Source organism: Arthrobacter sp. MOO21 (assembly GCF_057369995.2).
Map to the genome: position 1 here is coordinate 3,052,433 of NZ_CM170671.2, position 25,938 is coordinate 3,078,370.

A 25,938-nucleotide genomic window follows, 5' to 3' on the forward strand; every position below is an offset into this window, starting at 1 on the left:
TACGCCTTGGTGGAACCACTGGACCCGTATGACGCCCACCTGACCACCGCTGAGATGGTGATCCTCGAAATGGAGGCGAAGGACAAGACCGACGCCACCACTCAATTGGCGGAGCGGCTGTACGCGGCGGGGCGCATATCGGACCTTGACGGGTTCCTGAAGAACGTCAATGCCCGGGAGCACCAGCTGGCCACGGGGCTCCCGGGTGGGATCGGACTGCCGCATGCGCGCAGCGAGTTCGTCTCCCAAACCTCAATCGCTGTTGGAATCGCCAAGTACGGCCACGCCCTGGACTTCGGAGCGGCCGACGGTCCCGCCACGGTGATCCTGCTGATCGCCACCCCCGCGAGCTCGTTCTCGGACCACCTCGAGGTGCTGGCCACCCTGGCACGGTCACTGTCCAAGGAATCCTTCCGCGAGTCGCTGCGCCGCGCCTACGATGCCGAAGTGATCGCCGAGCTCATCAACTCAAGCCTGGTTTTCTTCGACCACTAGGCACGCTTCCCCAAGGTTCCGCCTGCCGGGCAGGACCTCCCAGCGTTTAGTTGTTCTACAGAAGTACGAAGTACGGTTAAGACGTGTGGAAAACAGCCCTTAAGCCCCGATGGATCGCAGGCTTCATCTTTGCGATCGCCCTCTCCGGGGTCTTTGTGCTGCTGAGCCAGTGGCAGTTTGGGCGCTCCACGCGGCCCGAGGTGCCGGTGAATCCGACCACGGAGCAGGTCCAGCCGCTCACCGCCACCTTGCAGCCGGGGGAGTTCTTCCACGGCAGCGTCGCCGACCAGATGGTTACGGCCCAGGGAACCTACAGCCCCGACAAGCAGGTCCTTGTCCCGGGCCGCCTCCACGATGGTAAGAGCGGCTACTGGGTGGTCTCCGCCTTTGCCGTCAATGGTGCACCCGCCCTGACCGGAGCCGCAGCGTCACCCCAGACCTGGATACCGGTGGCACGCGGGTGGGTAGCCGCACCCGGTGACGCGGCAGCCCCGCCGTCGGGCACCGTGGAACTGACGGGCCGGCTGCTGCCTTCCGAAGCGCCCGTGGCAGGCAAGGCGCCACAGCCGGGCGAGGCCTCCGCGGTATCCGTCGCTGAACTGATCAACTACTGGGAGGTCAGCAGCTACCCCGGCTTTGTCTCAGCCACAGCCGAAGTAGTGGACGGCGCCGACGTCAGTGCATCAGCCGTGCCCGGAAAGCTGCTTCCGCTGGACATCGGCCCACAGCCGCCGGCACAGCACGTCAACTGGCTGAACCTCTTCTACTCCATCGAATGGGTGGTTTTCGCCGGCTTCGCCCTCTTCATCTGGTGGCGGCTGGTCAAGGACGACTACCACAGGGACCTCGAAGAAGCCCTCGATGAAGCCGAAGCTTCCGCCACACCCGAACAGCATGAAACGCCCCAGCAGAAGGTACAGCCATGATTGATCCGAAACCGGCCAACCCGTCCACGCAGGCCACCGCCGGCAAGAAGCGCCGTTTCGGCGGCACGGAGGCCCAGATCCGCTCGGCCCTGAAGTTCTACAAGGTCATGGCCTACCTCACCGGCACCATGCTGCTTTTGCTGTGCGCCGAACTCATTGCCCGCTACGGCTTCGGGCAGTACCTGTTCGCCGGCGGCACCAATGCCATCACCGGGCAGCCGTTCGGTTTCGGCTTCGCGGACGCCGAACCTCCGGGGGTAATCAACGGCGTCAACGTTTCCGTCACGGTCCTGATCGTCCACGGGTGGATGTACGTGGTGTACCTGATCTCCAACTTCCGGCTGTGGTCGCTGATGCGCTGGCCGTTCCTGAAGCTGGTCCTCCTGGCCCTGGGCGGCGTGGTGCCGTTCCTGTCCTTCATCGTGGAGAAGAAGTTCCACGCCGAGGTCGAAGTGGAACTGGCCGCCCATCCGCAGGCACCGCAGCGGTACTGACGCCCAGCTGCGCCGGTTCTTCCGGACGTTTGCTCCGTCACAGCCCGGCCTCCCAAGGTGCGCCGGTGCAATGGCGCCAAGTAGGCTATTACGGTGACTACTCCCACTGCATCCCAGACTTCCCAGAAGCCGGTGCTGGTAGTTGACTACGGTGCCCAGTACGCGCAGCTGATTGCCCGCCGCGTCAGGGAAGCGAATGTGTATTCGGAAGTGGTTCCGCATACCTACAGCACCGAGCAACTCCTGGCCAAGAATCCCGCCGCCATCATCCTGTCCGGCGGACCTTCCAGCGTCTATGCCGACGGCGCCCCTAGCGTAGGTGCCGACCTTTTCGAAGCAGGCGTCCCCGTCTTTGGTATCTGCTACGGCTTCCAGGCCATGGCCAACGCCCTGGGCGGGAAGGTGGACAAGACCGGGCTGCGGGAGTACGGATCCACCGAAACCACCATCCTGGGCGAGGGCCGCTCCGTCCTTGAGGGCATGCCCCAGCACCAGAAGACCTGGATGAGCCACGGCGACTCCGTCCACCGCGCGCCGGAAGGCTTCGAAGTCCTGGCAACGACCGCGGGCGCGGAAGTGGCTGCCTTCGCCAACGAGGAAAAGGGCCTCTTCGGCGTGCAGTGGCACCCGGAAGTCAAGCACTCGGCCTACGGCCAGCAGGTGCTGGAGAACTTCCTGTTCAACTGCGCCAAGATCGAGCCCAACTGGACCACTGGCAACATCCTCGAAGAGCAGGTGGAGCGCATCCGCCAGCAGATTGGGGATGCCCGGGTGATCTGCGGCCTCTCCGGCGGCGTGGATTCCGCCGTCGCCGCCGCCCTTGTCCAGCGCGCGGTCGGCGACCAGCTCACGTGTGTGTTCGTTGACCATGGCCTGCTGCGCGAAGGCGAGGCCGAGCAGGTGGAGCGCGACTTCGTGGCCGCCACCGGCGTCAAGCTGTACGTCGCCAACGAGCAGGAACGCTTCCTCTCGGCCCTGGCCGGAGTCAGCGACCCCGAGACCAAGCGCAAGATCATTGGCCGTGAGTTCATCCGTGCCTTCGAGGAAGCCGAGCTTGCCATCATCGCCGAGGCCGCTGCCCACGGTGAGAAGATCAAGTTCCTGGTCCAGGGCACGCTGTACCCCGACGTCGTCGAATCCGGCGGCGGCGAGGGCGCGGCGAACATCAAGAGCCACCACAACGTGGGCGGACTCCCCGAAGACCTCCAGTTCGAGCTTGTGGAACCGCTGCGTGCCCTGTTCAAGGACGAAGTCCGTGCGGTGGGTGCCCAGCTGGGCCTGCCGCAGGAAATCGTCGGCCGCCAGCCGTTCCCGGGTCCGGGCCTGGGCATCCGGATCGTCGGTGAAGTCACCAAGGAGCGGCTGGACCTCCTGCGCAAGGCAGACGCCATCGCGCGCGCCGAGCTCACTGCCGCGGGCCTGGACAACGAGGTCTGGCAGATGCCAGTCGTGCTGCTGGCCGATGTCCGCAGCGTAGGTGTCATGGGCGACGGGCGCACGTACGGCCACCCCATCGTCCTCCGCCCCGTCTCCTCCGAAGACGCCATGACCGCGGACTGGTCGCGCCTGCCGTATGACCTCCTGGCCCGGATCTCCAACCGGATCACGAACGAGGTGGACGGCGTTAACCGGGTGGTGCTGGACGTGACCAGCAAGCCGCCGGGAACCATCGAGTGGGAATAGCATTCTGAGTGGCCGGCCTCCGCCAGCGGGGGCCGGCCACTGCTTTTCCCCGGTGAAATCCTCACCAATTTCCCTTGCCCCAGTGTTGCGGTCTCTCAAGACCGGCACCGAAGCGGCTACTCTCGAAACTATGCCGGTATGGTCCAGGGCGTCACGTGCAAGCGCAGAAAAGAAGGCAGAAGTGTCAGTTGGTCAAGGCCACCCGGAAGGCTCGGAAGAGCTTCGCAAATGGCTGTCGGGACTCAAACCCGTCACCGGCGCGGACACGATGCTGCGCTTCACCAAGACGCCGGAAGGTTCGATCGACCTCACGTCGGCGCATCCGTCAGGCCTGGCCCAGCTCATGGCCGGGCGCCGCACCCGCTTGTCCACCCTGATCAGGGACGGCCGGCAGTACGTGGTGGCCGCGCGTGCTTCGCGGAACATCCGGTCCAAGATCTTCGAACTCGCCAACGACCGTGGAATCGACGCAGGGTACCTTTCGGCCGGCACCGTGGTGTGGACCTCCGCCGTCGGGGGCAAGCCGCAGCGGGTGTCCGCGCCGGTCATGCTCACCGCCATCTCCCTGACTGTCCGCCCCGGGGAGGACGACTTCGAACTCCAGCTGACCGAGCAGGCGCACATCAACCCTGCGCTGGTGCGGCATCTGAAGAACGTCCACGGGATCGTTTTCGACGTCAACGCGGTCACCCGCCTGGCCTACAGCACCGCCCGGTTCGACCCCCAGCCTGTCCTGGACCGGCTGGCAACACTGATCCGGCCCATCCACGGCGCCGAGACCCAGCACAACCTGCTGGTGTCCACTTTCGCGGACCTCTCCGGAAACCTCGACGACCCCTGGATCAACGATTCCAACCCCCTGATCTCCGCGCTGGCAACCGCCGCCGGAGGTGAGGTGGTGGATGTCGAGGAACCCGACCCCTCCCGCTTTCCTCCGCTGGACAGCCGGCACCCCAAGGACGAACTGCTGCTGCTGGACGCGGACAGGGACCAGCAGTACGTCATCGACGCCGCCCGCGCAGGTGACTCACTCGTGGTCAGCACGCCGCCCGGCACCGGACAGACCCAGACCGCCATCAACACGATCGGCGCCCTGGTGGATGCCGGCAAGACCGTTCTGGTGGTGGGCGACCGCCGGGCCAGCCTGAACGAGGTCTCCGGCCAGCTTGAATCATTGGGGCTCGAGTCCATCCTGTTCCAGTTGTCCGGGAACGTCACCGCGCAGCAGCTGAAGGGCCAGCTGGTCCGGGCCATTGTCCGCAACGAAAAGTCCCTGGAACCGCAGCTGGGAAACCTGCACAGCACACTGACGGAGCACCGGCACGCGCTCATGGACCACGTGGCGTCGCTGCACAACGTCAGGGAGCGGTGGGGGTGCTCACCGTACCAGGCCATGCAGTCGCTGGCGGAGCTCACGTCCATCCACCCTGCCCCGGCCACCATGGTCAGGCTCAAGCGGAGCGTCCTGGACAGCATCCGGGACCGCGAGGAACTGGCGGCCAGGCTGCGGCGGGCCGCAGAGCTGGGCAGCTTCAGCAAGGCTGCCACCACCAGCCCGTGGCACGGGGCCAGGCTGCTGACCCGCAAGGAAACCGAGGAAGCCCAGGACCTCGTCCGTTCCGTTGCCAAGAGTCTTCCAATCCTGCGTGAGCGCATGAATGCTGTGGCGGAGCATGCGGAAATCCGGCTCGGCGAATCGTTCGCCGAGTGGGGCGAGCAGTTGGAACTGCTCGTCGCCGTGCGCGGCAGCCTGGACAAATTCACACCGGACATCTTCGACCGGCCGGTGACTGACCTGATCTCCGCCACGGCGTCCTCTGCCTGGCGGCGCGAACGGGGCATCGAGATGACCTCCATGCAACGCTCGCGGCTGCGCCGGGTGGCCAAGGAATACGTCCGCCCCGGCGTCCACATCGCAGACCTGCACACCTCGCTGCTCCTGGTCCAGGAGCAGCGGGCGCTTTGGGCCGGCTACGCCACCACGCAGCGGCACCCCGCCGTTCCGTCCGGCCTTGCCGAGATGAACGCGATGTACCGCGACCTGGACCGCGAGCTCAGCCAGCTGGGGGAGGCCCTGCGGCACACGGAAGCCGGCGGCTCCCTGGCCACTGCCCCGTACGGGCAGCTGATGGAACGCCTGGAACGCCTGGTGGCCGATACCGACACACTCAAGACACTGCCCGAACGCACCCTCCTGGTGGAGAACATGCGCGAGCACGGCCTGGGCGAGCTCCTGGCCGACCTCGCCGAGCGGGAAGTGCCGGAAGGATCGGTGGCCGCCGAACTCGAGCTGGCCTGGTGGCAGTCCGCGCTTGAGGCCATGATCAGTGGCGACGACTACCTGGCCATGTCCGACGGCGACGCCCTCCGCCAGCTTGAGGCTGAGTACCGGCTCGCGGACAACGCCCACATTGCCAGCGGAGCGGCACGCCTGCGCTGGGACCTGGCGGAGCGGTGGCGGACCGCGATCGCGGCGCAGCCCCGCCAGGCCGACCTCCTGCGCAGCCTGCTGAAGGACGGCCGGGTATCGCTGCCCGCATTGACCGCCCAGGCGCCGGACCTCATCGGTACCCTGGTCCCGGTATGGTCTGTCAGCCCCTACCTCATGACCGGGCTGCTCCCGGCCGAACAGCACTTCGACGCCGTCGTGATCCTCGATGCCGAGGCCACATCGCTGCAGGCGGTCCTGCCGTCCATTGCCCGTGGACGGCAGGTCATCGCGTTCGGGGACGCCCGGATCGCCAGTCCCCGGACCTTCACCGTCGGCGTCGAACGCCTGGCGCCGGGCGAGTCTGCCCACCAGCGGGTGGAGAGCGCCTTCAACGCTCTCTCGGCAGTCCTGCCCGTATGGCGGCTGAACGTGGTGTACCGCGCTGTTGACGAGGACCTGGTCCTGCAACTGAGCAGGGACTTCTACGACGGCGGCCTCCGCCGGCTGCCCGAAGGCCAGTCCGCCACGGGGCTGGACCGGTCCCTCCTGGTGGAATACCTCCCCGACGGCACCGGACTTCCCAGTGCAGACCATGAGGGTGTGGAATCGGTGGTCGCCGAAGTGAACCGGGTGGTGGAGCTGGTCTTCGAACACGCCCGCATGCGCCCCCGGACCTCCTTGGCCGTCGTCACCGCCAGCCTCCGGCACGCTGCCAGGATTGGTGAATCCATCCGGCTCCAGCTTTCCAACCATCCCGGCCTGGCAGGCTTCTTCGGAGCAGGCCCGGAATCCTTCCGCGTGGTGGACCTGGAGCGGGCGCAGGGCCTGGTCCGCGACCACGTGATCTTCTCGCCCGGCTTCGGCCGGACTCCCCACGGCCGGGCGTTGCACAGCTTCGGACCGCTTTCCGCGGAAGGTGGCAGGGAGAAGTTTGCACTGGCCATGACGCGGGCCAGGCGGTCCATGCATGTGCTGACGTGCTTCCGGCCGGAGGACCTGGACCACACCCGCCTGGCACATGGGGCCGTGGACCTCTATGCACTGCTGAACCGGGAAATTTCCGGCAACACGGACCTCGGCACGCCGGCCTCCCGTGCGGCTGCGAGTGAGCAGGCGCTTGGGGCCGATCCGCTGGTGGCAGACCTGGGGGACCGGCTGCGGGCCCGCGGCGCCAGGGTGTGGCACCAGTACGACGGCGCCATTGACGTTGTTGCCGCGGCAGACCCCCTGAGCACCATGGGCCAGGACGACGCCGACCTTCCCTGGCCGGTGGCGATCGAGTCTGACGGCACCGAGCAGTACCGCACCATGAGCGTGCGGGAACGGAGCAGGCTCCGTCCGCAGTTGCTGGAACGGCTTGGCTGGCGGTACATGCCGCTGTGGACCATCGAGGTGTTCACCGATCCATCGGCCTGCGCCGACCGGATCGCCGGGTACCTCGGCCTGGAGAAAGTGGTGCTCCCGGGCCGGACAACGACATCGGGCGGCTTCCTTGACGACGACGTCGACCAGGCGCTCAATGGTATGGATACGCCCTCCGCGGGTTCCGTGTACCTGCCCAGGCACGGTGCGGGCCAGGACGGTGCCGGCCAGGACGGTGCAAGTCGCGGCAAGCCAGCCCATGACAGTGCGGCCCGGGACAATGCAGGCCGAGAGGGCGCGGACCGGGGCCTGTCCCGCGAAGACCGTGGCACTGACGCGGGAGGCGCGGGAGAGCACGTCCGGACCCGACAGGACAGCAGGGAGGCCGGTGCCATGGCAGAGGAAGAGACGTCGCAGGAAGACATGAAGCAGGAAGATAAGTCCCAGGACGGCGCAACCGCGGAGGCTGCCGACGCGGCCGGCGCCGCGGCCCAAGGCCCTGTCCGGGTGCCTGGCGGCATCCTGCCCACCAAGGCCGCAGAAGACGACGCCCGCAGCTGGGGTGACCGGGACGATGACCACGATGCCTGGCTGAAGGAGCAGAAGCCGCCGCACTGGGGCTGACCGGCTGGCCGGTACCTCCGGCGGCGGCGCCGGCAGCTTACGGTGGTCCGGCCGGGACAACGAACAACCTGGGCTGGGTGGACGCGTCAGCGGGGTGCCTGACCGGTGCGCCCGGCGGCCGCGGCGGCAGCTCACGCTGGTCCGACCAGGACAAAGAACAACCTGCCCCGGGTTGACGCTCCCGCAAGACGGGCTGCCTGCTCAGGGCTTGCTGCCACAACAATCAGGCCATCCGTCTCGGTGGTGCCCAGCCACTGTCCGCTTTGCCCGCCCTTGTTCGAGGTCCACAGCACGGGGACGGCTGAGGCCAGCACTTCTGACGGGCCCTGCTGGTCGAATCCATTGGCCGAGGTGAGGACCACATTCACCAACTGGCCCGGCGCGACCAGCTGGATGGACGAGGCGTCGGCCATCCTTAAGGGGACAGCCGCCGAACCCGGCGGGGTCCCGGTCAGGAGCCCGGGACCAAGGAGTTGCGCGTCGGTGAGGAGCTGACCCCTGCGCAGCGGCGCCGCCAACTGTTTGCCCGCCACGCTGGCCGGGTCCTGGAGAAAGCCTTCGGCAACCACCCCTGGCGGCACCCGCACGGGCGCCAGGTCCGATGCGGCGAGGGCGGTTCCGGCCGGCAGGTCACGGGCAGCGGCGAGTGCCGCAACGGTGGTCAGAGGGGCCGGGGTCAGCTGCTGGACGGCCAAGGCTGCTGCGGCGCAGAAGAGCAATGCCGCGGCGAGGCGCCTGTTCCGGTTCAGCCAGGCGGCGAAGCGGACTGGCAGGCGCCCGTTCCGGGAGCGCGAGCGGCCGGAAGGACGCGGGTTGCCCGTAAGGCGGGAATTGACGCGACGGGCGCGGAACGGATGAGCAGACATGCGCCCACGCTAGCGCCGGGCGAAATATGCGCGACAGGTCGAACACCGGCTATGTGGACAATACTCCGTGTCAGGGCCGGGCACGGCTCACAGCACGATGCCGCCAATGCAAAAGGCCGCCATGCAAAACGCCGCCATGCAAAACGCCGCCCGCGCAATGGCGCGGGCGGCCAGCCAGGAGCGGGGTGCTCCCATTGGTCCGCGAGGCAACTGGGGGCGAGGCAGTGAGCCGGGAAAGCAAGTGAGCCGGCAAACAACCGGTGGGGAAACAAACGGTGCCGAAAAGAACTGCTCACGAACGACGGCGGCCCGGCGCTCGACCGCGCCCTGGCCGCCGTCGGTATGGCGGAGTGGGCTAGCTTGCTGCAGCCGCCGGGGCAGGGGCGGGCGTTGCCGCCGGAGCTGCCGGAGCCGCCGCAGGGGCGGGGGAGACGGAACTCCCCTTCGAGTCGCGGGAGTCGGTGCGGTAGAAGCCCGAGCCCTTGAAGACGACGCCAACGCTGTTGAACTTCTTGCGCAGCGTCCCGCTGCATTCAGGGCATGAAGTCAGGCTGCTGTCCGAGAACGACTGGACGATGTCGAAGGCGTGGCCGCAATCCTTGCAGGCGTAAGCATATGTTGGCACTGGTGCTCCTCCTCTTGGGCAAACGAGAGGTCCCGTGCTGCCACTTGGTGAACCATTAGCAGTCGCAGGGCCTGAGTGCCAATTCTAGCATCCTCCGTGTCCGGGAGGGTCCTGGGCCGGACGCGGCTCAGGAGCCCCCGTTCAAGCGGCGGAGCCCGGATGGGAGGAGGACTGCCGGGACCGGCCGGTCAAATTCTTCCGCGGGAATCATGCCCGCAGGCAGCAGTTCCTCGTCGTAGATCACGGCGGCCAGCGGAATGTCCTTCCCTGCCGTGGCGAGGTGCCCCAGGAATTTGTCGTAGTATCCGCCGCCCTGGCCGATCCTGTTGCCTGCGAGGTCCACCGCCGTCGCCGGAATGAAGAGCGCCTTGGCCTCCCCGGCCACGTCAGGCCCATACCGGGGGCCGTCCGGTTCCAGGATGGGCGCGTACTTGCTGCGTGAGTAGCCCACCTCCGGCGTCCAGAACACCCAGCTCAATTCCCGGCCCGGTTCGCACACTGGAAGGAGGACCTTGTGGCCGCTGCGGTGCAGGGCGGCGATCAACGGCAGGGTGGGAGGCTCCTTGCCCACGCCGAGGTAGACGCACACGGTGGCGGGACGCCCGCCGGTCACAGACCCTGCCCATCCTTCGCCGTGCAGTGCCAGCCCCGCGCCCGCGGACTCGAGTTGCCCCGGGGTTAAGGTGGCCCGGCGCCGCCTGTGTGCGGCACGGATGCCGTCCTTGATGGTGTTCGACTCCTGAAGCATGGTGTCCTTCCTGCTGTGCCCGCCGCGCTTACGGCTTCCGGCGCGCTGCCGCGGGCCTGCCAGGGCTTTTGATGGTTACGGAAATACTTGACGCTGACGTTAGATTAGTCCGGTGACTACCAGTAACCCGAGGGTCCGCAAAGCCGTCATCCCTGCAGCCGGCCTGGGTACCCGGTTCCTGCCCGCCACCAAGGCCATGCCGAAGGAAATGCTTCCTGTCGTTGACAAGCCTGCCATCCAGTATGTGGTGGAGGAAGCCGTCAACGTTGGCCTCAACGACGTCCTGATGATTACCGGCCGCAACAAACGCGCGCTCGAAGACCATTTTGACCGTGTGCCGTCGCTTGAATCGATGCTGGCGGAGAAGGGTGACACCGCGAAGCTGGAAGCCATCCAGGCGGCCAGCAAGCTGGGCGATATCCACTATGTCCGGCAGGGTGACCCCCTGGGCCTGGGCCACGCCGTCCTCAGGGCCAAGCAGCATGTGGGGGAGGAGGCCTTCGCCGTCCTGCTCGGTGACGACCTCATCGACCCCCGGGACGAACTCCTCAGCACGATGATCGATGTCCAGGCCAGGACCGGAGGTTCCGTCGTCGCACTGATCGAAGTGGAACCTTCACAGATCAGTGCCTACGGCTGCGCGGACATTGAGGAGTTCGACGGCGAAGGCTACGTCCGCGTGAACCGGCTGGTGGAGAAGCCCTCCCCGGAGGAAGCGCCGTCCAACCTGGCCCTGATCGGGCGTTACGTGCTGCACCCCGCTGTGTTCAATGTCCTCGAAAAAACGGAACCGGGACGCGGCGGCGAAATCCAGCTCACTGATGCCTTGCAGGAACTGGCGTCCGGCGAGGGGGAGGGTTACGGGGTCTACGGCGTCGTGTTCCGCGGCCGCCGCTACGACACCGGCGACAAGCTCAGCTACCTCCAGGCCTGCATCCAGCTTGCCGTCGACAGCGATGACCTGGGCCCGGGCCTTCGTGAATGGCTGCCCGGCTTCGCTGCCGGCCTGTCCGGATAACGCCGTGCGCGCTGGCCCCATTTGGCCCGTTACGCTGGAATGCGGCGACCTCGTCCTGCGGCCCATCAGGTACCGGGACAAGAAGGAGTGGACCGAGGTGCGGTCCCGCAACAGCGAGTGGCTCGCGCCCTGGGAGGCCTCCAATCCCGAGCCGGGCGGCGGGCTGCCGGACTACCGGCACATGGTCCGCTCGCTCAATGCGCAGGCTGCCCAGGGTACCGCGCTGCCGTTCCTGATCACGGAGTGGACGCCAGGCCACAGGAAGCCGGTCATCGTCGGCCAGTTGACCGTGTCGTCGATTGTCTGGGGCTCGGCGATGATGGCCACCCTGGGCTACTGGGTGGACAAGGCAAGGGCGGGCCGGGGCATAGCCCCCACCTCCGTTGCACTGGTCACCGACCACTGCTTCCGCACCCTTGGCCTCCACCGGATGGAGATCAATATCCGCCCCGAGAACGGACCCAGCCTCCGGGTGGTGGAGAAACTGGGGTTCCGGGACGAGGGGTACCGTCCCCGTTTCCTGCACATCAACGGTGAATGGGCGGACCACCGCTCGTTCGCCCTCACGTCGGAAGAAGTCCCGGAGGGCCTCCTGGCGCGCTGGCTTGCCTCGCGTCCTTCATAAATCCAATGATTTGCCAGCAGCGGCACGACACACCGCAGCTAATGCGGCAGGAGCAGTCACGATGCTCATACGGTTTTGAGTGTGGACTTCCCCCTTAGCAGCTCAGTGATCCTCGTGGTTGCCGTCGTGCTCTGGATTGTTTGGGTTGCCCCCTACGTCCTCCGGAACCGCCGGCACCAGTTCCAGCCCGCCGGTGAGTATCTGGCGGACACGCAGGCCGAGGAACGGCCGGACCAGCCAGCCGGCCTGGTAATGAACGTCGCCGCCCAGCAGGAGAAAGCCATGGAACCCAGGAAGAGTGCCGCACCCGCTGCCGGTGCTGCCAGCACTGCACCCCCGGCCCGGTTCCGTATCCGCTACGGCCGCACTGCCCTGGCCCTCGTGGGGCTGTTGTCCCTGGTGACGCTGTTCATCTCCGGCGTGCTGCTCGCCTTCGGGCTGGGATCACCCGCCCTGCCGCTGGCGTGTGCCGTGGTGACTCCGGCGTCGGTAGCGGTGCTGCGCTGGCTCGCCGTCCGGGACCGCAAGGCGAAGGTGAACGCCGCGTTCCGCTCCGCCATGAGTGCGGCCCCCGCCCGCCGTCCGGATGTAGCCCCGGCTGTCCCGCCGAAACCCGGTCAGGCCCCTGCCCGCCCGGAATCCCCGCTTTTCGACGCCGAGGCGGCCGAGCCCAAAGTCAAGCCGCTGACGGTTATGGAGCTGCGGGAAGCGGCCCTCGCCGTCGCCGTCGCTGCCGGCGATCCCAGCGCCGCCGCGGTCACCCCGGGCGCTGCCGCCGCCCCCAGTGCTGTTGCCGGCACTCCCTGGGAGCCGGTGGAGGTACCGAAGCCCGTCTACGTGGAGGCCGCAAAGGCTGAGCGCCCCGCCCCCGAACCGTTGCAGCTTCCGGAGGCTCCCAAGGCTGTAGGGAAGCCGTCCCTGAAGCAGGGCGCAGCGGGAGCCCCGCCGGCCGACGCCGTGGCGTCCGCGGAAGCCCAGCAACTCACCAAGGCGCAGCGGGCCCTGAGCAACCTCGACGACGTCCTGCAGCGCCGCCGGGCGTAGGCTCCCGGAGGGGAGCCGGCCGTCGATAAGCGCGCCGATTGGCGTTGCGCCGGGAAAATTTGTAGCCTAGGGACACCGGCTCCGCAGCCGCCAGGAAACCTCGCAGACTGCGGCCAGTTCCGGGGCTATAGCTCAGTTGGTAGAGCGCTTCGTTCGCATCGAAGAGGTCAGGAGTTCGAATCTCCTTAGCTCCACCAGCCATGCAGTTCTTCCGCCCAGGCGAAACGCAGCCTGATGTGCGGGCCATCCCGTCCTCACCGGCCTAGAGTGGGCCCATGGGAATCATTATTGGACTTCTTGTCATCTGGCTCATCCTGTCCGTTGTGGGCTTTGTCGTGAAGGGCCTGTTCTGGCTCGCGATCATCGGCCTTGTCCTCTTCGTCGCCACTGGCGTCTGGGGCTGGCTCAAGCGAAGGGCCAGCGTCTGACGCTGAAGACGGAGCACCGGCCGGCATAGCGACTGCCAAAGGACTCTGTCCGCGCCCGGCAAACCCCGTCACGCTTGCTCCATGAGCCTCACAGAACGGGCGGGGGGCCACACCCCGTCGGTACCGCTGGTCCGTCGCAACTTCGCCGCGAACAGCGCCCTGCACCCCGACCGCCCCTGGGTTCGTGCCATCCGGATCCTGGTCGGGCTCTTTGCGCTCGCCGCGCTCATCCAGAAGACTTTTGATGCGACCCTGCCCGGGAACGACGTGGACATTCCCCAGTTGTATTCGGAGTTCACTGTCCAGGGGAACCTTGTCCTGGGGCTTGTCCTGCTTGCCTCGGGGATCCGGCCGCGGAGCAGGCTGCCGCGCTGGTGGGACCATGTGTTCGGTGCTTTGGTCCTGTACCTGGTGATGACGGGCATCATCTACATCGTGCTGGTGGCGCCGCCCGGTGAGCCGTGGTGGAGCTGGGACCTATACTGGCCGCAAATGGCGCATCACCGCCTGGCGCCGTTGATGGTGGCGTTGGACTGGCTCCTCGTTACCCGCACCATCCGTGGTCCATGGTGGCGGCCGTTGGCCTGGCTGGGCTACCCGGTGGCATTCCTGGTGTTCTCGTGGGTCCGTGGCGGCCTCGACGGATGGTACGTCTACGACTTCCTTGACCCTACGCTCGAGGGCGGCTGGGCGAGGGTCTTGGGCGTCACGGCCGAAGTCCTCGCCGCCTTCCTGGCGGTCTCGCTGCTCGTTCATGCGGCAGGTAACGCCCGGGTGGGGCTCGCCGTTGGACGGCCGCCTAAATCCAGCCCTTCTTCTTGAAGATCGCGTACATGAGTGCACCCGTTGCCACCATCAGGCCAAGCGCCATCGGATAGCCGAAAGCCCAGTGCAGCTCCGGCATATGGTCAAAGTTCATGCCATAGATACCAGCCACGAACGAAGGCGCGAAGAGGATCGCCGCCCAGGATGAAATCTTCTTGACCTGTTCGTTCTGTTCGGCGCTGGCCTCGTTTTGCCTGTTGGCGGTCAGTGTCCCGTCCAGGGTGAGGGCGTTCTGCAGGAGGTCACGGAACGAATCCGCCCGGGAAATCACCCGTTCAACGTGGTCTTCCACGTCCCGCAGGTTGTGCCGCAGCTCGGTCTCCACGCCGTACTTCTCAAATCCCCGCTTCAGCTGGTCCAGCATCTCCGGCAGGGGGTGGATGGCCCGCTGGAACTGGATTACTTCGCGGGCGAGTTCATAGATGCGGCGGGACACGGCCGAATCGCCGCTGAAAAGCTGGTCCTCGATTTCGTCGATGTCGTTCTCAAGTCCGGCCACCACCGGCGCATAGTCATCAACCACCCGGTCCAGCAGCGCGTACAGCACGGCTTCGGGTCCGTGGCGGAGCAGGTCCGGCCGTGCTTCGAGCCGCTGCCGTACCCGGGCCACCCCGGCCGTTTCAGCATGGCGTACGGTCACCACAAAGTTCTTGCCGGTGAAGACGTGGAGCTCACCAAATTCCACCGTTTCGCTCGCGTCAAGGTAGCGGGCAGGACGCAGCACAGTGAACAGATTGTCGTCGTAGCGCTCCAGCTTGGGCCGCTGGTGGGCGGAAACTGCGTCCTCCACCGCGAGGCCGTGCAGGCCGAACTCCGCTGCCACGGCCGCCATCTCGTCCGCCGTGGGCCGGTAAAGCCCGATCCACGCCATGCCGCCGTGCTGGGCCAAAGTCTCAAAGGTTTGCTCCAGGCTTTCAGGTTCGGCGTGGCGCATACCGTTGACGTACACGGCGTTGTCGATGATGGTCATTCAGGAAATCCTACTGGCCGGCGCTGCTCAGGCCGCTGATCAGGGGCTCGGTCCGGTACGGGATGTGGGTGTGCAGTGCCAGGACCGTCTCGGTGCGGATGACGCCCTTGATCCTCAGGACCTGGCGCAGCGACGCCTGCAGGTTGTGGGTGTCCGTGGCCACCACCCGGCACCAGACATCGCCGCGCCCCGAAATCTCATGGACTTCCAGGACTTGGGGGATCAGCCGCAGAGCCGCCACCACGCCGTCCAGTTCGCGGTGCGAAACCTCGATGGTCACGAACGCCACCACGTCATACCCCACGGCCTCAAGGTCCACTTCGCGGCCACCCGGGCGCAGCACCCCGGCCCGCAGCAGGCGGCGCACGCGGGACTGGGCAGTGTTGCGTGCGATGCCCAGCGCCTCGCTGAGCTCGCCGATCTGGATGCGCGGGTCCCTGATCAGGGCCAGGAGGATCTTCAGGTCGGTGAGGTCAAGCTTGTTCAAAATCGTCACTCTCCATCATGTATGCAGCCAAGAATTGATGATTCTGCGCAATTACGAACCCAAGAACAGACGGATCAGGCAGCCCTCCCGCACTCTTGAATCATCATAGATCCATCCGCGAAGGGCTCCCACAAGGACTACCCGCCGCGGCCACCCCTAAGGCGGCACCATGACGGTCTTCAGCGAACTGCGAATGCGTCCGGCAACGGCCGCGGCCACAGGCTGGGATGCTTCCACTACGGCACGGCTGGTCATGGCCGGCGCGGTCATCTTCATGCTCCTGGTGGGCGCCAACATGGCTACGCCGCTGTACCCGCTGCTGCAGGCCAGCCTGGGACTGTCCAGCCTCGAAGTCACCGGCGCTTTTGCGAGCTACGTGCTGGCGCTGGTGGCCACGCTGCTGCTGGCCGGCCACTGGTCTGACCACATCGGGCGGCGCGCCGCCCTCCTGGTGGCAGTGCTCACCGGCCTGGCCGGGGGATGGATCTTCTCCGAAGCGCAGACCCTGGCTGCGTTGTGCGCCGGCCGGGCGCTCCAGGGCACTGCCGTGGCCCTCGCAACCGGCGCGAGCGCCGCGGCCCTGCGCGAACTGCTGCCTTCCCGCCCTGAGTGGGCTTCCCGCTTCACGCTGCTGGCATCCTCCGGGGGAGTGGCGGCGGGACCTGTCATTGGGGGACTGCTGTCGCAGCTTCCGGGCGCCACCACAGCACCCTATTACGTCCACTCGGTCCTCCTGGCAGCGCTGCTGGTTCCGCTGTACCTGATCCGTGCCCGTCCGGCGATCATGCTGCCGGCGCCGTCACGGCCCCTGTACGCGCTTGCTCCGCGCCGCCCGTCCGTTTCGCGCCAGGCGAGGGGCGCATTCTGGCTGGCGTCCGGCGTCGGCTTCCTCAGCTTCGCCGTGTTTGGTTTCTGCCTCTCGCTGGCGCCCGGCTATTTCGCGCAGGTCCTGGACACGCAGTCCCGGCCGCTGGTGGGCATGCTCGCCGGGCTGCCGCTGGGGGCCTCGGCGCTGAGCCAGCTGGTGAGCGTGCGTGGACGGCATGCCGTGCCTGCCGGGCTGGCCGTCCTGGGGGTGTCCGTGATGCTGCTCGGTGCGGCCGGCACCTGGCACAGCCCGTTGCTGCTCATTGCGGCCGCTGCGGCGGCGGGGTTGGGACAGGGAGTGGCCTTCCGCACGGTCTTCAACGACGTGGCCGCGAAAGTGGAGCCCGCACGGCACGCGCAGATCATCAGCACCGTCTACGTCATCACGTACCTTGGCAGCGCCGTCCCGGTGCTGGGCCTCGGCTGGGCGGGCGGGATGTTCGGGGTACCGGCCGCAGTGCAGGGCTTTGTGCTGGTCTGCGGCTCGGCGGCGCTGGCGCTCTCCGCCGTGACCATGGCCGGGGCAGCCAGGCGGCGGCCGGCCTAGGCACGCAGGCGCTTCGGACGGCTTAGTCCGGCAGCGGCCCGTGGTTGCCCTGGATGTGTTCGAAGACCAGCGTGGTTTCGGTGTGGCCGACCACGGGGTCCGTGGCCAGGTTGTCCAGCACCCAGTCCCGCAGGTCCTCCGTGCTTCCGACCGCGATGTGCAGCAGGTAATCCACGGAGCCGGAGGTGTGGAACGTCGACAGCACCGCGGGCAGGTGCGGCACGCGGGCGGTGAAGCGGTCGATCTGGTCCCTGTCGTGGGCCCGAAGGCGCACCGCCACCAGCGCCTGGACAGACCTGCCGATCGCGGACAGGCTGAGTTTCGCCTCGTAGCCCTGGACGATGCCGCGCTCCGACAGTGCCCGGGTGCGCATCAGGGCCGTGGAGGGCGCGATGCCCACCAGTTCAGCGAGCTGCTTGTTGGAAATCCTCGCGTCCGCCACCAGGGCCGCCAGGAGCCGTTCATCGATAGCGTCCAGTGGTTCCAGGTGCTGCCCTGGCCTGCCGTTCCTGGCGTTCGTGCTCACTGCGGTTCCTTCCAACGGTCCTCTGTTCATCCTAGACCGCAGAATCGGTTTCAACCGGTGTCCAAGGGCCCGTCCCGCCGAATTTCCGCCCCTTCCTGCTGGTCACGGACAGGGAATAGTTCACGGGTGTGAGAGGTGTCAGTGCGTCGCCGGTTCCGTCGCTGGATGGACGACGGCGACCGTCGCCGCAGTGAGGCAGGCCAGGACCATGACGGCCCCCGCCAGGGCGTTCCAGCCCCAGGCCTGGAAGAGCAGGCCGCCCGCCCAGCCGAGGAGGCTGGAGCCAAGGTAGTAGGCAAGGTTGTAGAGGGACGCAGCCTGGGCGCGGCCGGTGCGGGCAATGGCGCCGGTCCATCCGGATCCGATGCTGTGCGCGGCGAAGAAGCCGCCGGTGAAGACCACCAGTCCTGACAGGATCAGGACCAGGAACGGGGTCAGGGTAAGCGCGAGGCCGGCCACGGCAAGGGCCAGCCCCGCCAGCAGCACGTTCCGCCGCCCGAACCGCACCGTCAGCCCGGCAGCCCAGCGGGAGGAGAATGTGCCGGAGAGGTAGGCCAGGAAGATCAGGCTGATCAGTGTTGCCGGGAGGCCGAACGGTGCCCCGGAGAGCCGGAAGCCCAGGTAGTTGTAGATGGCGACGAAGCCACCCATCATCAGGAAGGCCTGGACATAGAGCGCCAGCAGCCGGATGTTGCGCACATGCCCTGCGAGGGTTCCGAGCGCGGCGCGCAGGCCGGCGGCGCGGGCAGGTGTGAAGCCGCGGGCCTTGGGCACCAGGACAAGGAACGCCGCGGCCGCAAGGGTGGCGAGGACGGACACGGCCAGCGCGGCTGCCCGCCATCCCCAGAGCTCGCCCACCGGGCCGGCCACCAGCCGTCCGGCCAGCCCGCCGACGGTGGTTCCGGCAACGTAGCTTCCCGCTGCCAGCGCGGCATGCGCCTTGGTCACCTCCTCGTTGAGGTAGGCGATGGCAATCGCGGGGATGCCGCCCAGTGCCATCCCCTCGAGCAGCCGCAGCGTGAGGAGCATGCCGAAATTCTGGGCCAGGGGGACCATCAGCCCCAGGACCGTGGCCGCGCAGATGCCCCACATCATGGCCCGGACCCGTCCGATCCTGTCAGCCAGGAACGACCAGGGAATGACGGTTGCGGCCAGCCCGACGGTGGCCAGGGAGATGGTCAAAGCGGCCTCCGCGGCCGAGATGTCCAGGTCGGCGGCCAGCAGCGGAAGGACGGCCTGGGTGGAGTAGAGCTGGGCGAAGGTGGCTACGCCTGCACATGACAAGCCGGCAAGGACCCGCCCGTAGGCGCGGGATCCTTTGGCGTGCCCGTCCCAGCGGGGCAGGGCGCCACTGGCGGCGGGGACTGCGTTCTGCGGCATCCCGCCAGCGTAGACCCGCGGCCATGGATGCTTCCAATGCATAATTCATGCAAAACTGATAGCAACAGAGGATGAGTGGCGGAGGGGTGGATGCGGTCATGGAGCCGGACAGGAAACAGTTGGCCCAGCTCCTTCCGCTCCTGCCGGTACTGGCCGAGCTTGGCCGCACCGAACACGTCACCGAGACCGCGGAACTCCTGGGAGTACCCCAGTCGACGGTGAGCAGGGCGGTAGCCCGGGCGAGCGCCGCCGTCGGGACCGAACTCGTGGTGCGGGACGGCCGCGGCGTCCGACTCACCCCTGCCGCCCGCACCTTGCTGCCCTACATCGGCCAGGCGCTCGCGGAATTCCAGGCCGGCCTGGACCTGGTGCGCAACGAGTCAGAGGTGGTTCGGGGCAGGATTTCCGTGTCCTTCCAGCACACGTTCGGCGAGGCCACCCTGCCCCTGCTGATCAGTGCCTTCCGGGCACGGCACGCCGGAGCCGAGTTCCGGCTCAGCCAGGGTGCGCGCAGCACTTGCCTCGCGGAGCTTGCGTCGGGGGAGGCGGACCTGGCCCTGACGGCGCCCGTGGCGGAACCCGGGAAGAATCTTCGGACTGCCCCGCTGTACCGGGAACCGCTCCGTCTGGTGGTGCATCACGGACATCCATTGGCGCGGCAGCGGGCGGCGCGGGTGGCTGACCTCCGCGGCGAGCCCTTCGTCGCGCTCGAGCCTGGCTATGGGCTGCGCTCGCTCACCGATGCGCTCTTCCGGGAGGCGGGGTACCGCCCCAGGATCGCCTTCGAAAGCCAAGACTCACACACGGTCCGCGGCCTGGTCTCCGCCGGCCTGGGCGTCAGCATCCTTCCGCCGGGCGGCGACGCTCCCGGGCGCCTGGTGCGGCCAGAAACGGGGAACCTGGGGTGGGTGGAAGTTCCGCTGGACTCGGCGCTGGCCTTCCGGGTGGTTGGCGTCAGCTGGCGGCGACGGAAGCCGGAAAACGAACCTGTGGCCGTACGGCTCTTCCGTGAGCTGGTGGCCAACGAGGGGCCGGGCCTGCTGGCCGGCCTGGTCAGGCAGGGAAACCGCGTGCCGCAGTGAAGGTTCGACGGCGGGACCTGCCACGGGTGCGCGGCCGCCGGAGCGCGCGGGCCAAGTACCCTTGTGACGTGGCAAACAGTGACGTGACAAACACCCAGGACCCCTCCGCAGCCTCCGGCGGAACCAAAAGCGCACCCGGCTCCGGCCCGCTGCAGGGCATCACCATCGGACTGGACATCGGCGGCACCAAGACGCACGGGGTCCGCTTCGAGGACGGACTCCCGGTAGCCGATGAATCCGCCGGCAGCTCCAATGTGCAGAACGTCACCCGGGAGGAGGCGGCCCGAAACCTGGCGGACCTTTTCGCCCGGATCGGCGCCGGCCCCGTGGCACGGGTGTACGCCGGGTCCGGAGGAATCGATACGGACGAGGACGCCGCAGCCCTGGCCGCACTGATCCAGCCCCTCGTCCCGGGCGCCAGGGTCACCGTTGTCCACGATTCGCGCCTGCTGCTGGCCGCCGGCCGTGCCGACACGGGAGTCGCGGTGATCGCCGGAACGGGCTCGGCGGCCTGGGGCCGGAATGCCGGCGGTGCCGAGGCAAGGGCCGGAGGGTGGGGGTACCTGCTCGGGGACGAAGGCAGCGGGTACTGGCTGGGCCGGGAAGCGGTGCGGCACAGCCTGCGCCGGATGAACCAGGGCCTGCCTATCGACCAGCTCACCGCGGCCCTGCTGAAAGCCTGCGGGCTGGACCACCCGAACAAACTCATCGCCCTGTTCCACTCGCCGGAAACGGGCAGGCGGTTCTGGGCGCAGCAGGCGCGGCACGTGGTGGAGGCCGCGGCCGCCGGACACCAGGACAGCACCGCGCTGCTGGAGCAGGCCGGAAAAGACCTGGCCGCGCTGGCAGAACAGGTGCTGGGCCAGCTGGGCCTCAACGGGCCGGTGATCCTGGGCGGGGGCCTGGGCATGAACGTCGCGCCGCTGCAGGAGTCCTTCCGCCGGAACCTGGCCGCCGCCGGCATCACGGAAGTCAGGGTCCTGGACCAGGAACCCGTGTTCGGCGTGCTGGAGCTGGTGGCCGAGCCGGCCTAATCTACGGCGCGAGGCCGCTTAATCCACGGCGCGGGCCCGCTTAATCCACTGCGCGCTTGCGGGGCGTCAGCCGGACCCCGGGAAGCGGAGGCGCCGGGATGCGGCCTGCCTCCGCGCCGGCCTCGGGGCCATGGCCGGGCACTAAACCGTAGCGGGCGGCAGCAGTGTCGGCGTCGGACAGGCCTGCCTGGGCTTCCCACTCGTCCCGGGCCTGTTCCACCTCGTCGTGCGTGCGGCCCACGAAGTTCCACCACATCAGCAGCTCCTCACCGAACGGCTCGCCGCCGATCAGCAGGAAACGGGTACCGGGGACCGCCTGGATCGGGAGCTCGCTGCGGCCGGTGCCCAGGTACCCCAGCGGTCCGGCGGGCAGATCCTGCCCGTCCACCGCCAGGCCGCCGTCGAGCACCAGGATGCCATGCTCAAAGCGCGGGTCCAGCGGCAGCACGCCGGCGCCCTCGCAGGAGACGTCAGCGCCTACGATCGGTGAGTACATGGTGGCCGGGGACACGGCGCCGGCAAATTCGCCCACCATGACAGTGGCCGTGAAACCATCGCCGCTCGCCACCGGCAGCGCCCGGTGTTGTTCGAAGGCGGGCTGCCGGTGCCGGTGCTGGTCAGGAAGGGCCACCCAAAGCTGGAGGCCGCGCTGCACCGGAAGCTCGGCGCCGGCTGGCGGAAGAACCGCGAATTCCGAGTGCGAAACCCCGTGTCCGGCGGTCATGATGTTCAGCTCACCGGGCCGCACCACGACGTCGCTGCCCACGCTGTCCCGGTGCCGGATGTTCCCGGCCAGCGGCCAGGTCACCGTCTGCAGCCCGATGTGCGGATGGGGGAGTACGGACATGGCCGTCCGGTCCGGTCCGAAACTGTCCAGGAAGCACCAGGCCCCGATGGTGGGCAGGCCGCGCTGCGGCAGGGTCCGTTTCACGTTCATGGCCCGCACTCCGCCCAGCGGCACCTCGCGTTCGGGCCACAGTTGAAGGCAAGGTCCCGGATTCCCGTTTGCGGGGGCAGGGGGGCAGACTTCCTGCTGGGGAGCAATTTCCAAGTTGGTCACACACCCACTCTAGGCCTGTCCATCCTGCCCGGCCGCGGCGCCGGCCCATCCACGCGGGCGGGCGCTCCGAATGGTTACAGTAGGGATTCCTTTGCACGGATTGGCCCCGTATCCGGTGAAGCCTGCCGCTGTTTGGGTTACCGTAACTATCAGCGTGCTGATGACAATGTCGCGGTGCTTTAGGCCCGTCCAACAGAACAGGTAAGTGGCGCACCATGGACCAGGCGATGATCGAGTTCCAGAGCGTTTCCAAGCAGTACCCGGGCGGCCAGCCCGCCGTGGACGGGCTGACGATGTCCATCGCCAAGGGTGCCATCACCGTGTTCGTGGGCCCCTCCGGCTGCGGCAAGACCACCTCGCTGCGCATGATCAACCGGATGGTGGAGCCTACGTCCGGAACCATCACCGTGGACGGCAAGGACGTCACCACGGTCCCCGCCGCGCAGCTTCGCCGCTCCATGGGCTACGTGATGCAGTCCGCCGGGCTCCTGCCGCACCGTTCCGTGCTGGACAATATCGCCACGGTGCCCCGGCTGAACGGCGTCCCGAAGGTGCAGGCCCGCAAACGGGCAGAAGAGCTGCTGGACGTGGTGGGCCTGGCGCAGACGCTGGGCAAGCGATACCCGTCGCAGCTTTCCGGCGGCCAGCAGCAGCGCGTGGGCGTGGCCCGCGCGCTCGCCGCAGACCCGCCCATCCTCCTCATGGATGAGCCTTTCAGCGCCGTGGATCCCGTGGTCCGCGATGAGCTCCAGCAGGAACTGCTGCGCCTCCAAAAGGACCTGGCCAAGACCATTGTCTTCGTGACCCATGACATCGACGAGGCCACGACCCTTGGCGACAAGGTGGCGGTCTTCGCCACTGGCGGGAAACTGGCGCAGTACGCAACTCCGGAAGAAATCCTGCGGGCTCCGGCCAACGACTTCGTGGCCTCCTTCGTGGGCAGGGACCGCGGCTTCCGGCACCTTGGCTTCACGGCGTCCGACGGCGTGACGCTCCACCCTGTGCCAACGATCATCCGCGGCGCCAACGGCTGGGAGTCCGATTCCACCGCTGCCGGCGGCTGGCAGCTGGTGGTGGACGGCGAGCGGCGCCCGATGGGCTGGTCAGCGCCCGGCACCGAAACGGAGCTCGTGCCCGGCGGGTCCCTGTTCCGTCCGGGGGAGAGCCTGCGCCGCGCCCTGGACGCGGCGCTGTCCTCGCCGTCCGGGCTCGGAGTGGCAGTGGATGCCGAGGGCCGGGTGCTGGGCACCATCCGCGGCGGAGAGGTCCTGGCGCTGATCGAAGAAGCGCGCCAGCTGCGGCAGGCTGCCCTCTGATGGAGTGGTTCCTGGCCAACAGCGGCATGGTCCTGGAGCGGACCGGCCAGCACCTCGTACTGGCGCTCATTCCCATGGTCCTGGGGCTGGTGATCTCCATTCCGCTGGCCCAGCTGGCCCGGCAGAACGCTGCGCTCCGGTCGGTTGTGCTGACGGCTTCGTCCCTGCTGTACACCATCCCGTCACTGGCGCTCTTCATCATCCTGCCCACCGTCCTGGGGACCCGCATCCTGGACCCCCTGAACGTGGTGGTGGCCCTCACTATCTACGCTGTTGCACTGCTGGTCCGTGCCGCGCTGGACGCCTTCGACTCCGTCGACGCGGACGTCAGCCAGGCCGCCCAGGCCATGGGGTTCAAACCGCTGGCCCGGTTCGTGCAGGTTGACCTGCCGTTGTCCCTGCCGGTCATGTTCGCCGGCCTGCGGGTGGTGTCGGTCAGCAACATCTCTTTGGTGAGCGTTGCCGCGCTGCTGGGCGTCGGGAACCTCGGCATGCTATTCACTGACGGCCTCCAGCGGGATTTCGTCACCGAGGTGGTGGTGGGGATCGTGGCAATCCTGGTCCTCGCCCTGCTGATGGACGCCGTCCTCGTCCTGCTGGAGAGGCTTCTCACTCCCTGGGAACGGGCCGGCCAGCGGCAACGCCCGGCTGTTGCGGCCCCCAGCGACGGCGGGCAGACAGTGCGGCCCGTGGCCCGGTCCCGGACCGGAGGCGAAAACCCGTGAGCAATGTCTTCACCGATACCTTCGCCTGGCTGGGTGAGCCGGAGCATTGGGCCGGTTCCATGGGCATTCCCGTCCGCCTCGCCGAGCACCTCCAGTACACCGGCCTGGTGATGCTCATCGCCGCCGCCATCGCCGTTCCCGTCGGCTTGTTCGTCGGGCACACCGGAAAGGGCAGGGTCGCCGTCGTCGCCCTGGCCGGGGCCTTGCGGGCCCTGCCCACCCTTGGCCTGCTGACGCTGTTCGTGCTCCTGGCCGGCATCGGGCTCATGCCACCGGTCTGGGCGCTCGTCATCCTCACTGTGCCGCCCCTCCTCGCCGGCACGTATGCCGGAATCTCCAGCGTGGACCGGAACGTAGTGGACGCCGCCCGGGCCATGGGCATGACCGAACTGCAGGTCCTCTTCAAGGCCGAGCTGCCCAACGCGCTGACGGTGATGTTCGGTGGCTTCCGGACCGCCGTGCTGCAGGTAATCGCCACCGTATCCGTGGTCGCCTACATAAACCTCGGCGGCCTGGGGCGTTACCTCTTCGACGGTCTCGTCCTCAGCGACTTTCCGCAGATGCTGGGAGGGTCACTCCTCATCGCGGTGCTGGCGATCGCCGTCGACCTCGTCCTGTCCCTGTTCCAGAGGCTGTTCCTGACACCAGCGGCCTCAAAGCAGTCCCACCGCAGCCAGGAGGCTGCGGTCGATCTCACAGACCCCGTAGTTGCGGAGACTGTCGTACAAGGAGGTAAGTCATGAAAGATAGCCGTCCCCCGCGCCTTGGCAGGCGCACATTCGGCGGCCTCGCCGCAGGGCTGGGCCTGGCGATGGCGCTGTCCGCCTGCGGTGGTTCGTCGAACCCGCTGAGCAATACACCCGCTCCCAGCGGCGGTGCTTCCGGGGAGGCAACCTCCCTGGTGGTGGGCTCTGCCGACTTCCCGGAAAGCCAGATCATCGCTGAGCTCTACGCCGGCGCCCTGAACGCCAACGGCATCACCGCCACCACCAAGCCGAACATCGGCTCCCGCGAGGTCTACTTCAAGGCCGTGCAGGACGGGTCCGTGGACGTGGTTCCGGACTACAGCGGCAACCTGCTGCTGTATGTGGACAAGGAAGCCACCGAGGTCTCCGCGGGAGACATCATCAAGGCGCTGCCCGGCAAGCTGCCGGACGGGCTCGCCGTGCTGGACGCGGCCAAGGCCGAGGACAAGGACGCCATGGTGGTTACCAAGGCCACGGCCGAGAAGTACCAGCTCAAGTCCATCGAGGACCTGGCCAAGGTCTGCAGCGAGATCGTTGTGGGGGCCCCGGCCACCTTCGCCGAGCGCGCGTACGGCCTGCCCGGCCTGAAGAAGAACTACAACTGCGAGCCCAAGAAGCTGGAGCCTTTCAGCGACGGCGGCGGCCCAGTGACCCTCAAGGCCCTGCTGGAGGACAAGGTGCAGGTGGCCGACATCTACACCACTACGCCCTCAATCGCTGACAACGACCTCGTGGTGCTGGAGGATCCGAAGAACAACTTCATCGCCCAGCAGGTCCTTCCGCTGTACAACAAGGCAAAGGTCACGGACAAGGCAAAGCAGGCGCTCAATTCGGTCTCGAGCGCCCTCACCACCGACGACCTGATCAACCTGAACCGGGCCGTCAGCGGCAGCCAGAAGCAGGACGCCAAGGCGGCGGCCACCGCATGGCTGAAGGACAAGGGGATCGTCAAGTAGGGGCAGGGTCCCCGCCTGCCCGGGTAAGCGGCAGGCAGGTGATGACGA

Annotated in this window: 25 protein-coding genes and 1 tRNA gene; 18 read left to right on the forward strand and 8 right to left on the reverse strand. The window is 67.6% G+C overall.

Annotation, left to right across the window (positions count from 1 at the left end):
• Nucleotides 1-6 precede the first annotated feature (6 nt).
• The 5 genes from AC2JAJ_RS14205 (at nucleotide 7) to AC2JAJ_RS14225 (ending at nucleotide 8,015) form a co-directional block, all read left to right on the forward strand.
• Nucleotides 7-495 (forward strand): PTS sugar transporter subunit IIA, encoded by a 489-nt coding sequence (locus AC2JAJ_RS14205; RefSeq protein WP_486415407.1) that lies wholly within the window; start codon nucleotides 7-9, stop codon nucleotides 493-495.
• A gap of 83 nt (nucleotides 496-578) precedes the next feature.
• Entirely contained in the window at nucleotides 579-1,421 is an 843-nt protein-coding gene (locus AC2JAJ_RS14210) for an SURF1 family protein (RefSeq protein ID WP_486415406.1), read from the forward strand.
• The gene (locus AC2JAJ_RS14215; RefSeq protein WP_486415405.1) at nucleotides 1,418-1,915 is read left to right on the forward strand and encodes a DUF3817 domain-containing protein; all 498 of its coding nucleotides are present in this window, start codon (nucleotides 1,418-1,420) and stop codon (nucleotides 1,913-1,915) included. Before AC2JAJ_RS14210 ends, AC2JAJ_RS14215 begins: the two co-directional genes overlap by 4 nt.
• A 93-nt stretch (nucleotides 1,916-2,008) precedes the next feature.
• On the forward strand, nucleotides 2,009-3,598 hold the full coding sequence (guaA, locus tag AC2JAJ_RS14220; RefSeq protein ID WP_221386547.1) for a glutamine-hydrolyzing GMP synthase: 1,590 nt from the start codon (nucleotides 2,009-2,011) through the stop codon (nucleotides 3,596-3,598).
• A 130-nt stretch (nucleotides 3,599-3,728) separates the two neighbouring features.
• Complete coding sequence (locus AC2JAJ_RS14225) at nucleotides 3,729-8,015, forward strand: AAA family ATPase (RefSeq protein ID WP_501053170.1); 4,287 nt, start codon at nucleotides 3,729-3,731, stop codon at nucleotides 8,013-8,015.
• Between the two features lie 131 nt (nucleotides 8,016-8,146).
• On the opposite strand, the gene cpaB is transcribed toward AC2JAJ_RS14225, so the two are convergent.
• The 3 genes from cpaB to AC2JAJ_RS14240 all read right to left on the reverse strand — a co-directional run bounded on the left by cpaB (nucleotide 8,147) and on the right by AC2JAJ_RS14240 (nucleotide 10,254).
• Nucleotides 8,147-8,881 carry a Flp pilus assembly protein CpaB gene (cpaB, locus tag AC2JAJ_RS14230; protein WP_486415402.1) on the reverse strand — a complete coding sequence of 245 codons (735 nt, stop codon included), beginning with the start codon at nucleotides 8,879-8,881 and terminating at the stop codon, nucleotides 8,147-8,149.
• Nucleotides 8,882-9,236: 355 nt separating this feature from the next.
• Nucleotides 9,237-9,506: an FmdB family zinc ribbon protein gene (locus AC2JAJ_RS14235; RefSeq protein ID WP_221386550.1), complete on the reverse strand. Its 270-nt coding sequence runs from the start codon at nucleotides 9,504-9,506 to the stop codon at nucleotides 9,237-9,239.
• A gap of 127 nt (nucleotides 9,507-9,633) precedes the next feature.
• Nucleotides 9,634-10,254 carry a 5-formyltetrahydrofolate cyclo-ligase gene (locus AC2JAJ_RS14240; RefSeq protein ID WP_486415401.1) on the reverse strand — a complete coding sequence of 207 codons (621 nt, stop codon included), beginning with the start codon at nucleotides 10,252-10,254 and terminating at the stop codon, nucleotides 9,634-9,636.
• Nucleotides 10,255-10,366: 112 nt separating this feature from the next.
• Here AC2JAJ_RS14240 and galU point away from each other — a divergent pair, with 112 nt between their 5' ends.
• From galU to AC2JAJ_RS14270, 6 genes are all read left to right on the forward strand, one after another.
• Entirely contained in the window at nucleotides 10,367-11,272 is a 906-nt protein-coding gene (gene galU, locus AC2JAJ_RS14245; protein WP_221386552.1) for a UTP--glucose-1-phosphate uridylyltransferase GalU, read from the forward strand.
• A gap of 4 nt (nucleotides 11,273-11,276) precedes the next feature.
• Nucleotides 11,277-11,897, forward strand: a complete 621-nt coding sequence (locus AC2JAJ_RS14250; RefSeq protein ID WP_486415400.1) for a GNAT family N-acetyltransferase — start codon at nucleotides 11,277-11,279, stop codon at nucleotides 11,895-11,897.
• 105 nt (nucleotides 11,898-12,002) lie between these two features.
• Nucleotides 12,003-12,941 carry a hypothetical protein gene (locus tag AC2JAJ_RS14255; protein ID WP_486416685.1) on the forward strand — a complete coding sequence of 313 codons (939 nt, stop codon included), beginning with the start codon at nucleotides 12,003-12,005 and terminating at the stop codon, nucleotides 12,939-12,941.
• Between the two features lie 121 nt (nucleotides 12,942-13,062).
• Nucleotides 13,063-13,138: transfer RNA gene (locus AC2JAJ_RS14260), tRNA-Ala, on the forward strand.
• A 78-nt stretch (nucleotides 13,139-13,216) separates the two neighbouring features.
• Nucleotides 13,217-13,369 carry a hypothetical protein gene (locus AC2JAJ_RS14265; protein WP_486415399.1) on the forward strand — a complete coding sequence of 51 codons (153 nt, stop codon included), beginning with the start codon at nucleotides 13,217-13,219 and terminating at the stop codon, nucleotides 13,367-13,369.
• Nucleotides 13,370-13,450: 81 nt separating this feature from the next.
• On the forward strand, nucleotides 13,451-14,191 hold the full coding sequence (locus AC2JAJ_RS14270; RefSeq protein ID WP_486415398.1) for a Pr6Pr family membrane protein: 741 nt from the start codon (nucleotides 13,451-13,453) through the stop codon (nucleotides 14,189-14,191).
• Here AC2JAJ_RS14270 and corA read toward each other — a convergent pair.
• The gene (corA, locus tag AC2JAJ_RS14275; protein ID WP_473696731.1) at nucleotides 14,169-15,164 is read right to left on the reverse strand and encodes a magnesium/cobalt transporter CorA; all 996 of its coding nucleotides are present in this window, start codon (nucleotides 15,162-15,164) and stop codon (nucleotides 14,169-14,171) included. The two genes, AC2JAJ_RS14270 and corA, sit on opposite strands and share 23 nt — an antisense overlap.
• Nucleotides 15,165-15,174: 10 nt before the next feature.
• Complete coding sequence (locus tag AC2JAJ_RS14280; protein WP_486416684.1) at nucleotides 15,175-15,651, reverse strand: Lrp/AsnC family transcriptional regulator; 477 nt, start codon at nucleotides 15,649-15,651, stop codon at nucleotides 15,175-15,177.
• A 169-nt stretch (nucleotides 15,652-15,820) separates the two neighbouring features.
• Between AC2JAJ_RS14280 and AC2JAJ_RS14285 the strand changes: the two genes are divergently transcribed.
• On the forward strand, nucleotides 15,821-17,065 hold the full coding sequence (locus tag AC2JAJ_RS14285; protein ID WP_486415397.1) for an MFS transporter: 1,245 nt from the start codon (nucleotides 15,821-15,823) through the stop codon (nucleotides 17,063-17,065).
• Between the two features lie 22 nt (nucleotides 17,066-17,087).
• On the opposite strand, the gene AC2JAJ_RS14290 is transcribed toward AC2JAJ_RS14285, so the two are convergent.
• Both AC2JAJ_RS14290 and AC2JAJ_RS14295 read right to left on the reverse strand, forming a co-directional pair.
• Entirely contained in the window at nucleotides 17,088-17,591 is a 504-nt protein-coding gene (locus tag AC2JAJ_RS14290) for an Lrp/AsnC family transcriptional regulator (RefSeq protein ID WP_221386558.1), read from the reverse strand.
• A gap of 138 nt (nucleotides 17,592-17,729) precedes the next feature.
• A complete protein-coding gene (locus tag AC2JAJ_RS14295) occupies nucleotides 17,730-18,971 on the reverse strand; it encodes an MFS transporter (RefSeq protein WP_486415396.1) in 1,242 nt (413 codons plus the stop codon).
• Nucleotides 18,972-19,069: 98 nt separating this feature from the next.
• On the opposite strand from AC2JAJ_RS14295, the gene AC2JAJ_RS14300 reads away from it, so the two are divergent.
• Together AC2JAJ_RS14300 and AC2JAJ_RS14305 are read left to right on the forward strand one after the other, a co-directional pair.
• A complete protein-coding gene (locus AC2JAJ_RS14300; protein WP_221386949.1) occupies nucleotides 19,070-20,053 on the forward strand; it encodes a LysR family transcriptional regulator in 984 nt (327 codons plus the stop codon).
• A gap of 158 nt (nucleotides 20,054-20,211) precedes the next feature.
• Entirely contained in the window at nucleotides 20,212-21,087 is an 876-nt protein-coding gene (locus tag AC2JAJ_RS14305) for a BadF/BadG/BcrA/BcrD ATPase family protein (RefSeq protein ID WP_501053479.1), read from the forward strand.
• Between the two features lie 40 nt (nucleotides 21,088-21,127).
• Here AC2JAJ_RS14305 and AC2JAJ_RS14310 read toward each other — a convergent pair whose 3' ends face one another.
• The gene (locus AC2JAJ_RS14310; protein WP_486415395.1) at nucleotides 21,128-22,147 is read right to left on the reverse strand and encodes a pirin family protein; all 1,020 of its coding nucleotides are present in this window, start codon (nucleotides 22,145-22,147) and stop codon (nucleotides 21,128-21,130) included.
• A 215-nt stretch (nucleotides 22,148-22,362) separates the two neighbouring features.
• Between AC2JAJ_RS14310 and AC2JAJ_RS14315 the strand changes: the two genes are divergently transcribed.
• Genes AC2JAJ_RS14315 through AC2JAJ_RS14330 form a run of 4 tightly spaced genes read left to right on the forward strand, consistent with a single transcriptional unit; the run spans nucleotide 22,363 to nucleotide 25,890 of the window.
• On the forward strand, nucleotides 22,363-23,463 hold the full coding sequence (locus tag AC2JAJ_RS14315) for an ABC transporter ATP-binding protein (protein ID WP_486415394.1): 1,101 nt from the start codon (nucleotides 22,363-22,365) through the stop codon (nucleotides 23,461-23,463).
• Complete coding sequence (locus tag AC2JAJ_RS14320) at nucleotides 23,463-24,188, forward strand: ABC transporter permease (protein WP_486415393.1); 726 nt, start codon at nucleotides 23,463-23,465, stop codon at nucleotides 24,186-24,188. Before AC2JAJ_RS14315 ends, AC2JAJ_RS14320 begins: the two co-directional genes overlap by 1 nt.
• Complete coding sequence (locus AC2JAJ_RS14325; RefSeq protein WP_486415392.1) at nucleotides 24,185-24,931, forward strand: ABC transporter permease; 747 nt, start codon at nucleotides 24,185-24,187, stop codon at nucleotides 24,929-24,931. The genes AC2JAJ_RS14320 and AC2JAJ_RS14325 overlap by 4 nt, the downstream gene beginning before the upstream one ends.
• On the forward strand, nucleotides 24,928-25,890 hold the full coding sequence (locus AC2JAJ_RS14330) for an ABC transporter substrate-binding protein (RefSeq protein WP_486415391.1): 963 nt from the start codon (nucleotides 24,928-24,930) through the stop codon (nucleotides 25,888-25,890). Before AC2JAJ_RS14325 ends, AC2JAJ_RS14330 begins: the two co-directional genes overlap by 4 nt.
• Nucleotides 25,891-25,938: the final 48 nt, after the last annotated feature.

Bases quoted from the DNA above. Each gene is read 5' to 3' on its own strand.
- AC2JAJ_RS14295 (WP_486415396.1), bottom strand. From the start codon at position 18,971: ATGCCGCAGAACGCAGTCCCCGCCGCCAGTGGCGCCCTGCCCCGCTGG.
- cpaB (WP_486415402.1), bottom strand. From the start codon at position 8,881: ATGTCTGCTCATCCGTTCCGCGCCCGTCGCGTCAATTCCCGCCTTACG.
- AC2JAJ_RS14240 (WP_486415401.1), bottom strand. From the start codon at position 10,254: ATGCTTCAGGAGTCGAACACCATCAAGGACGGCATCCGTGCCGCACAC.
- corA (WP_473696731.1), bottom strand. From the start codon at position 15,164: ATGACCATCATCGACAACGCCGTGTACGTCAACGGTATGCGCCACGCC.
- AC2JAJ_RS14320 (WP_486415393.1), top strand. From the start codon at position 23,463: ATGGAGTGGTTCCTGGCCAACAGCGGCATGGTCCTGGAGCGGACCGGC.
- AC2JAJ_RS14270 (WP_486415398.1), top strand. From the start codon at position 13,451: ATGAGCCTCACAGAACGGGCGGGGGGCCACACCCCGTCGGTACCGCTG.
- AC2JAJ_RS14315 (WP_486415394.1), top strand. From the start codon at position 22,363: ATGGACCAGGCGATGATCGAGTTCCAGAGCGTTTCCAAGCAGTACCCG.
- AC2JAJ_RS14265 (WP_486415399.1), top strand. From the start codon at position 13,217: ATGGGAATCATTATTGGACTTCTTGTCATCTGGCTCATCCTGTCCGTT.
- AC2JAJ_RS14215 (WP_486415405.1), top strand. From the start codon at position 1,418: ATGATTGATCCGAAACCGGCCAACCCGTCCACGCAGGCCACCGCCGGC.
- AC2JAJ_RS14285 (WP_486415397.1), top strand. From the start codon at position 15,821: ATGACGGTCTTCAGCGAACTGCGAATGCGTCCGGCAACGGCCGCGGCC.
- AC2JAJ_RS14300 (WP_221386949.1), top strand. From the start codon at position 19,070: ATGGAGCCGGACAGGAAACAGTTGGCCCAGCTCCTTCCGCTCCTGCCG.
- AC2JAJ_RS14330 (WP_486415391.1), top strand. From the start codon at position 24,928: ATGAAAGATAGCCGTCCCCCGCGCCTTGGCAGGCGCACATTCGGCGGC.
- AC2JAJ_RS14225 (WP_501053170.1), top strand. From the start codon at position 3,729: ATGCCGGTATGGTCCAGGGCGTCACGTGCAAGCGCAGAAAAGAAGGCA.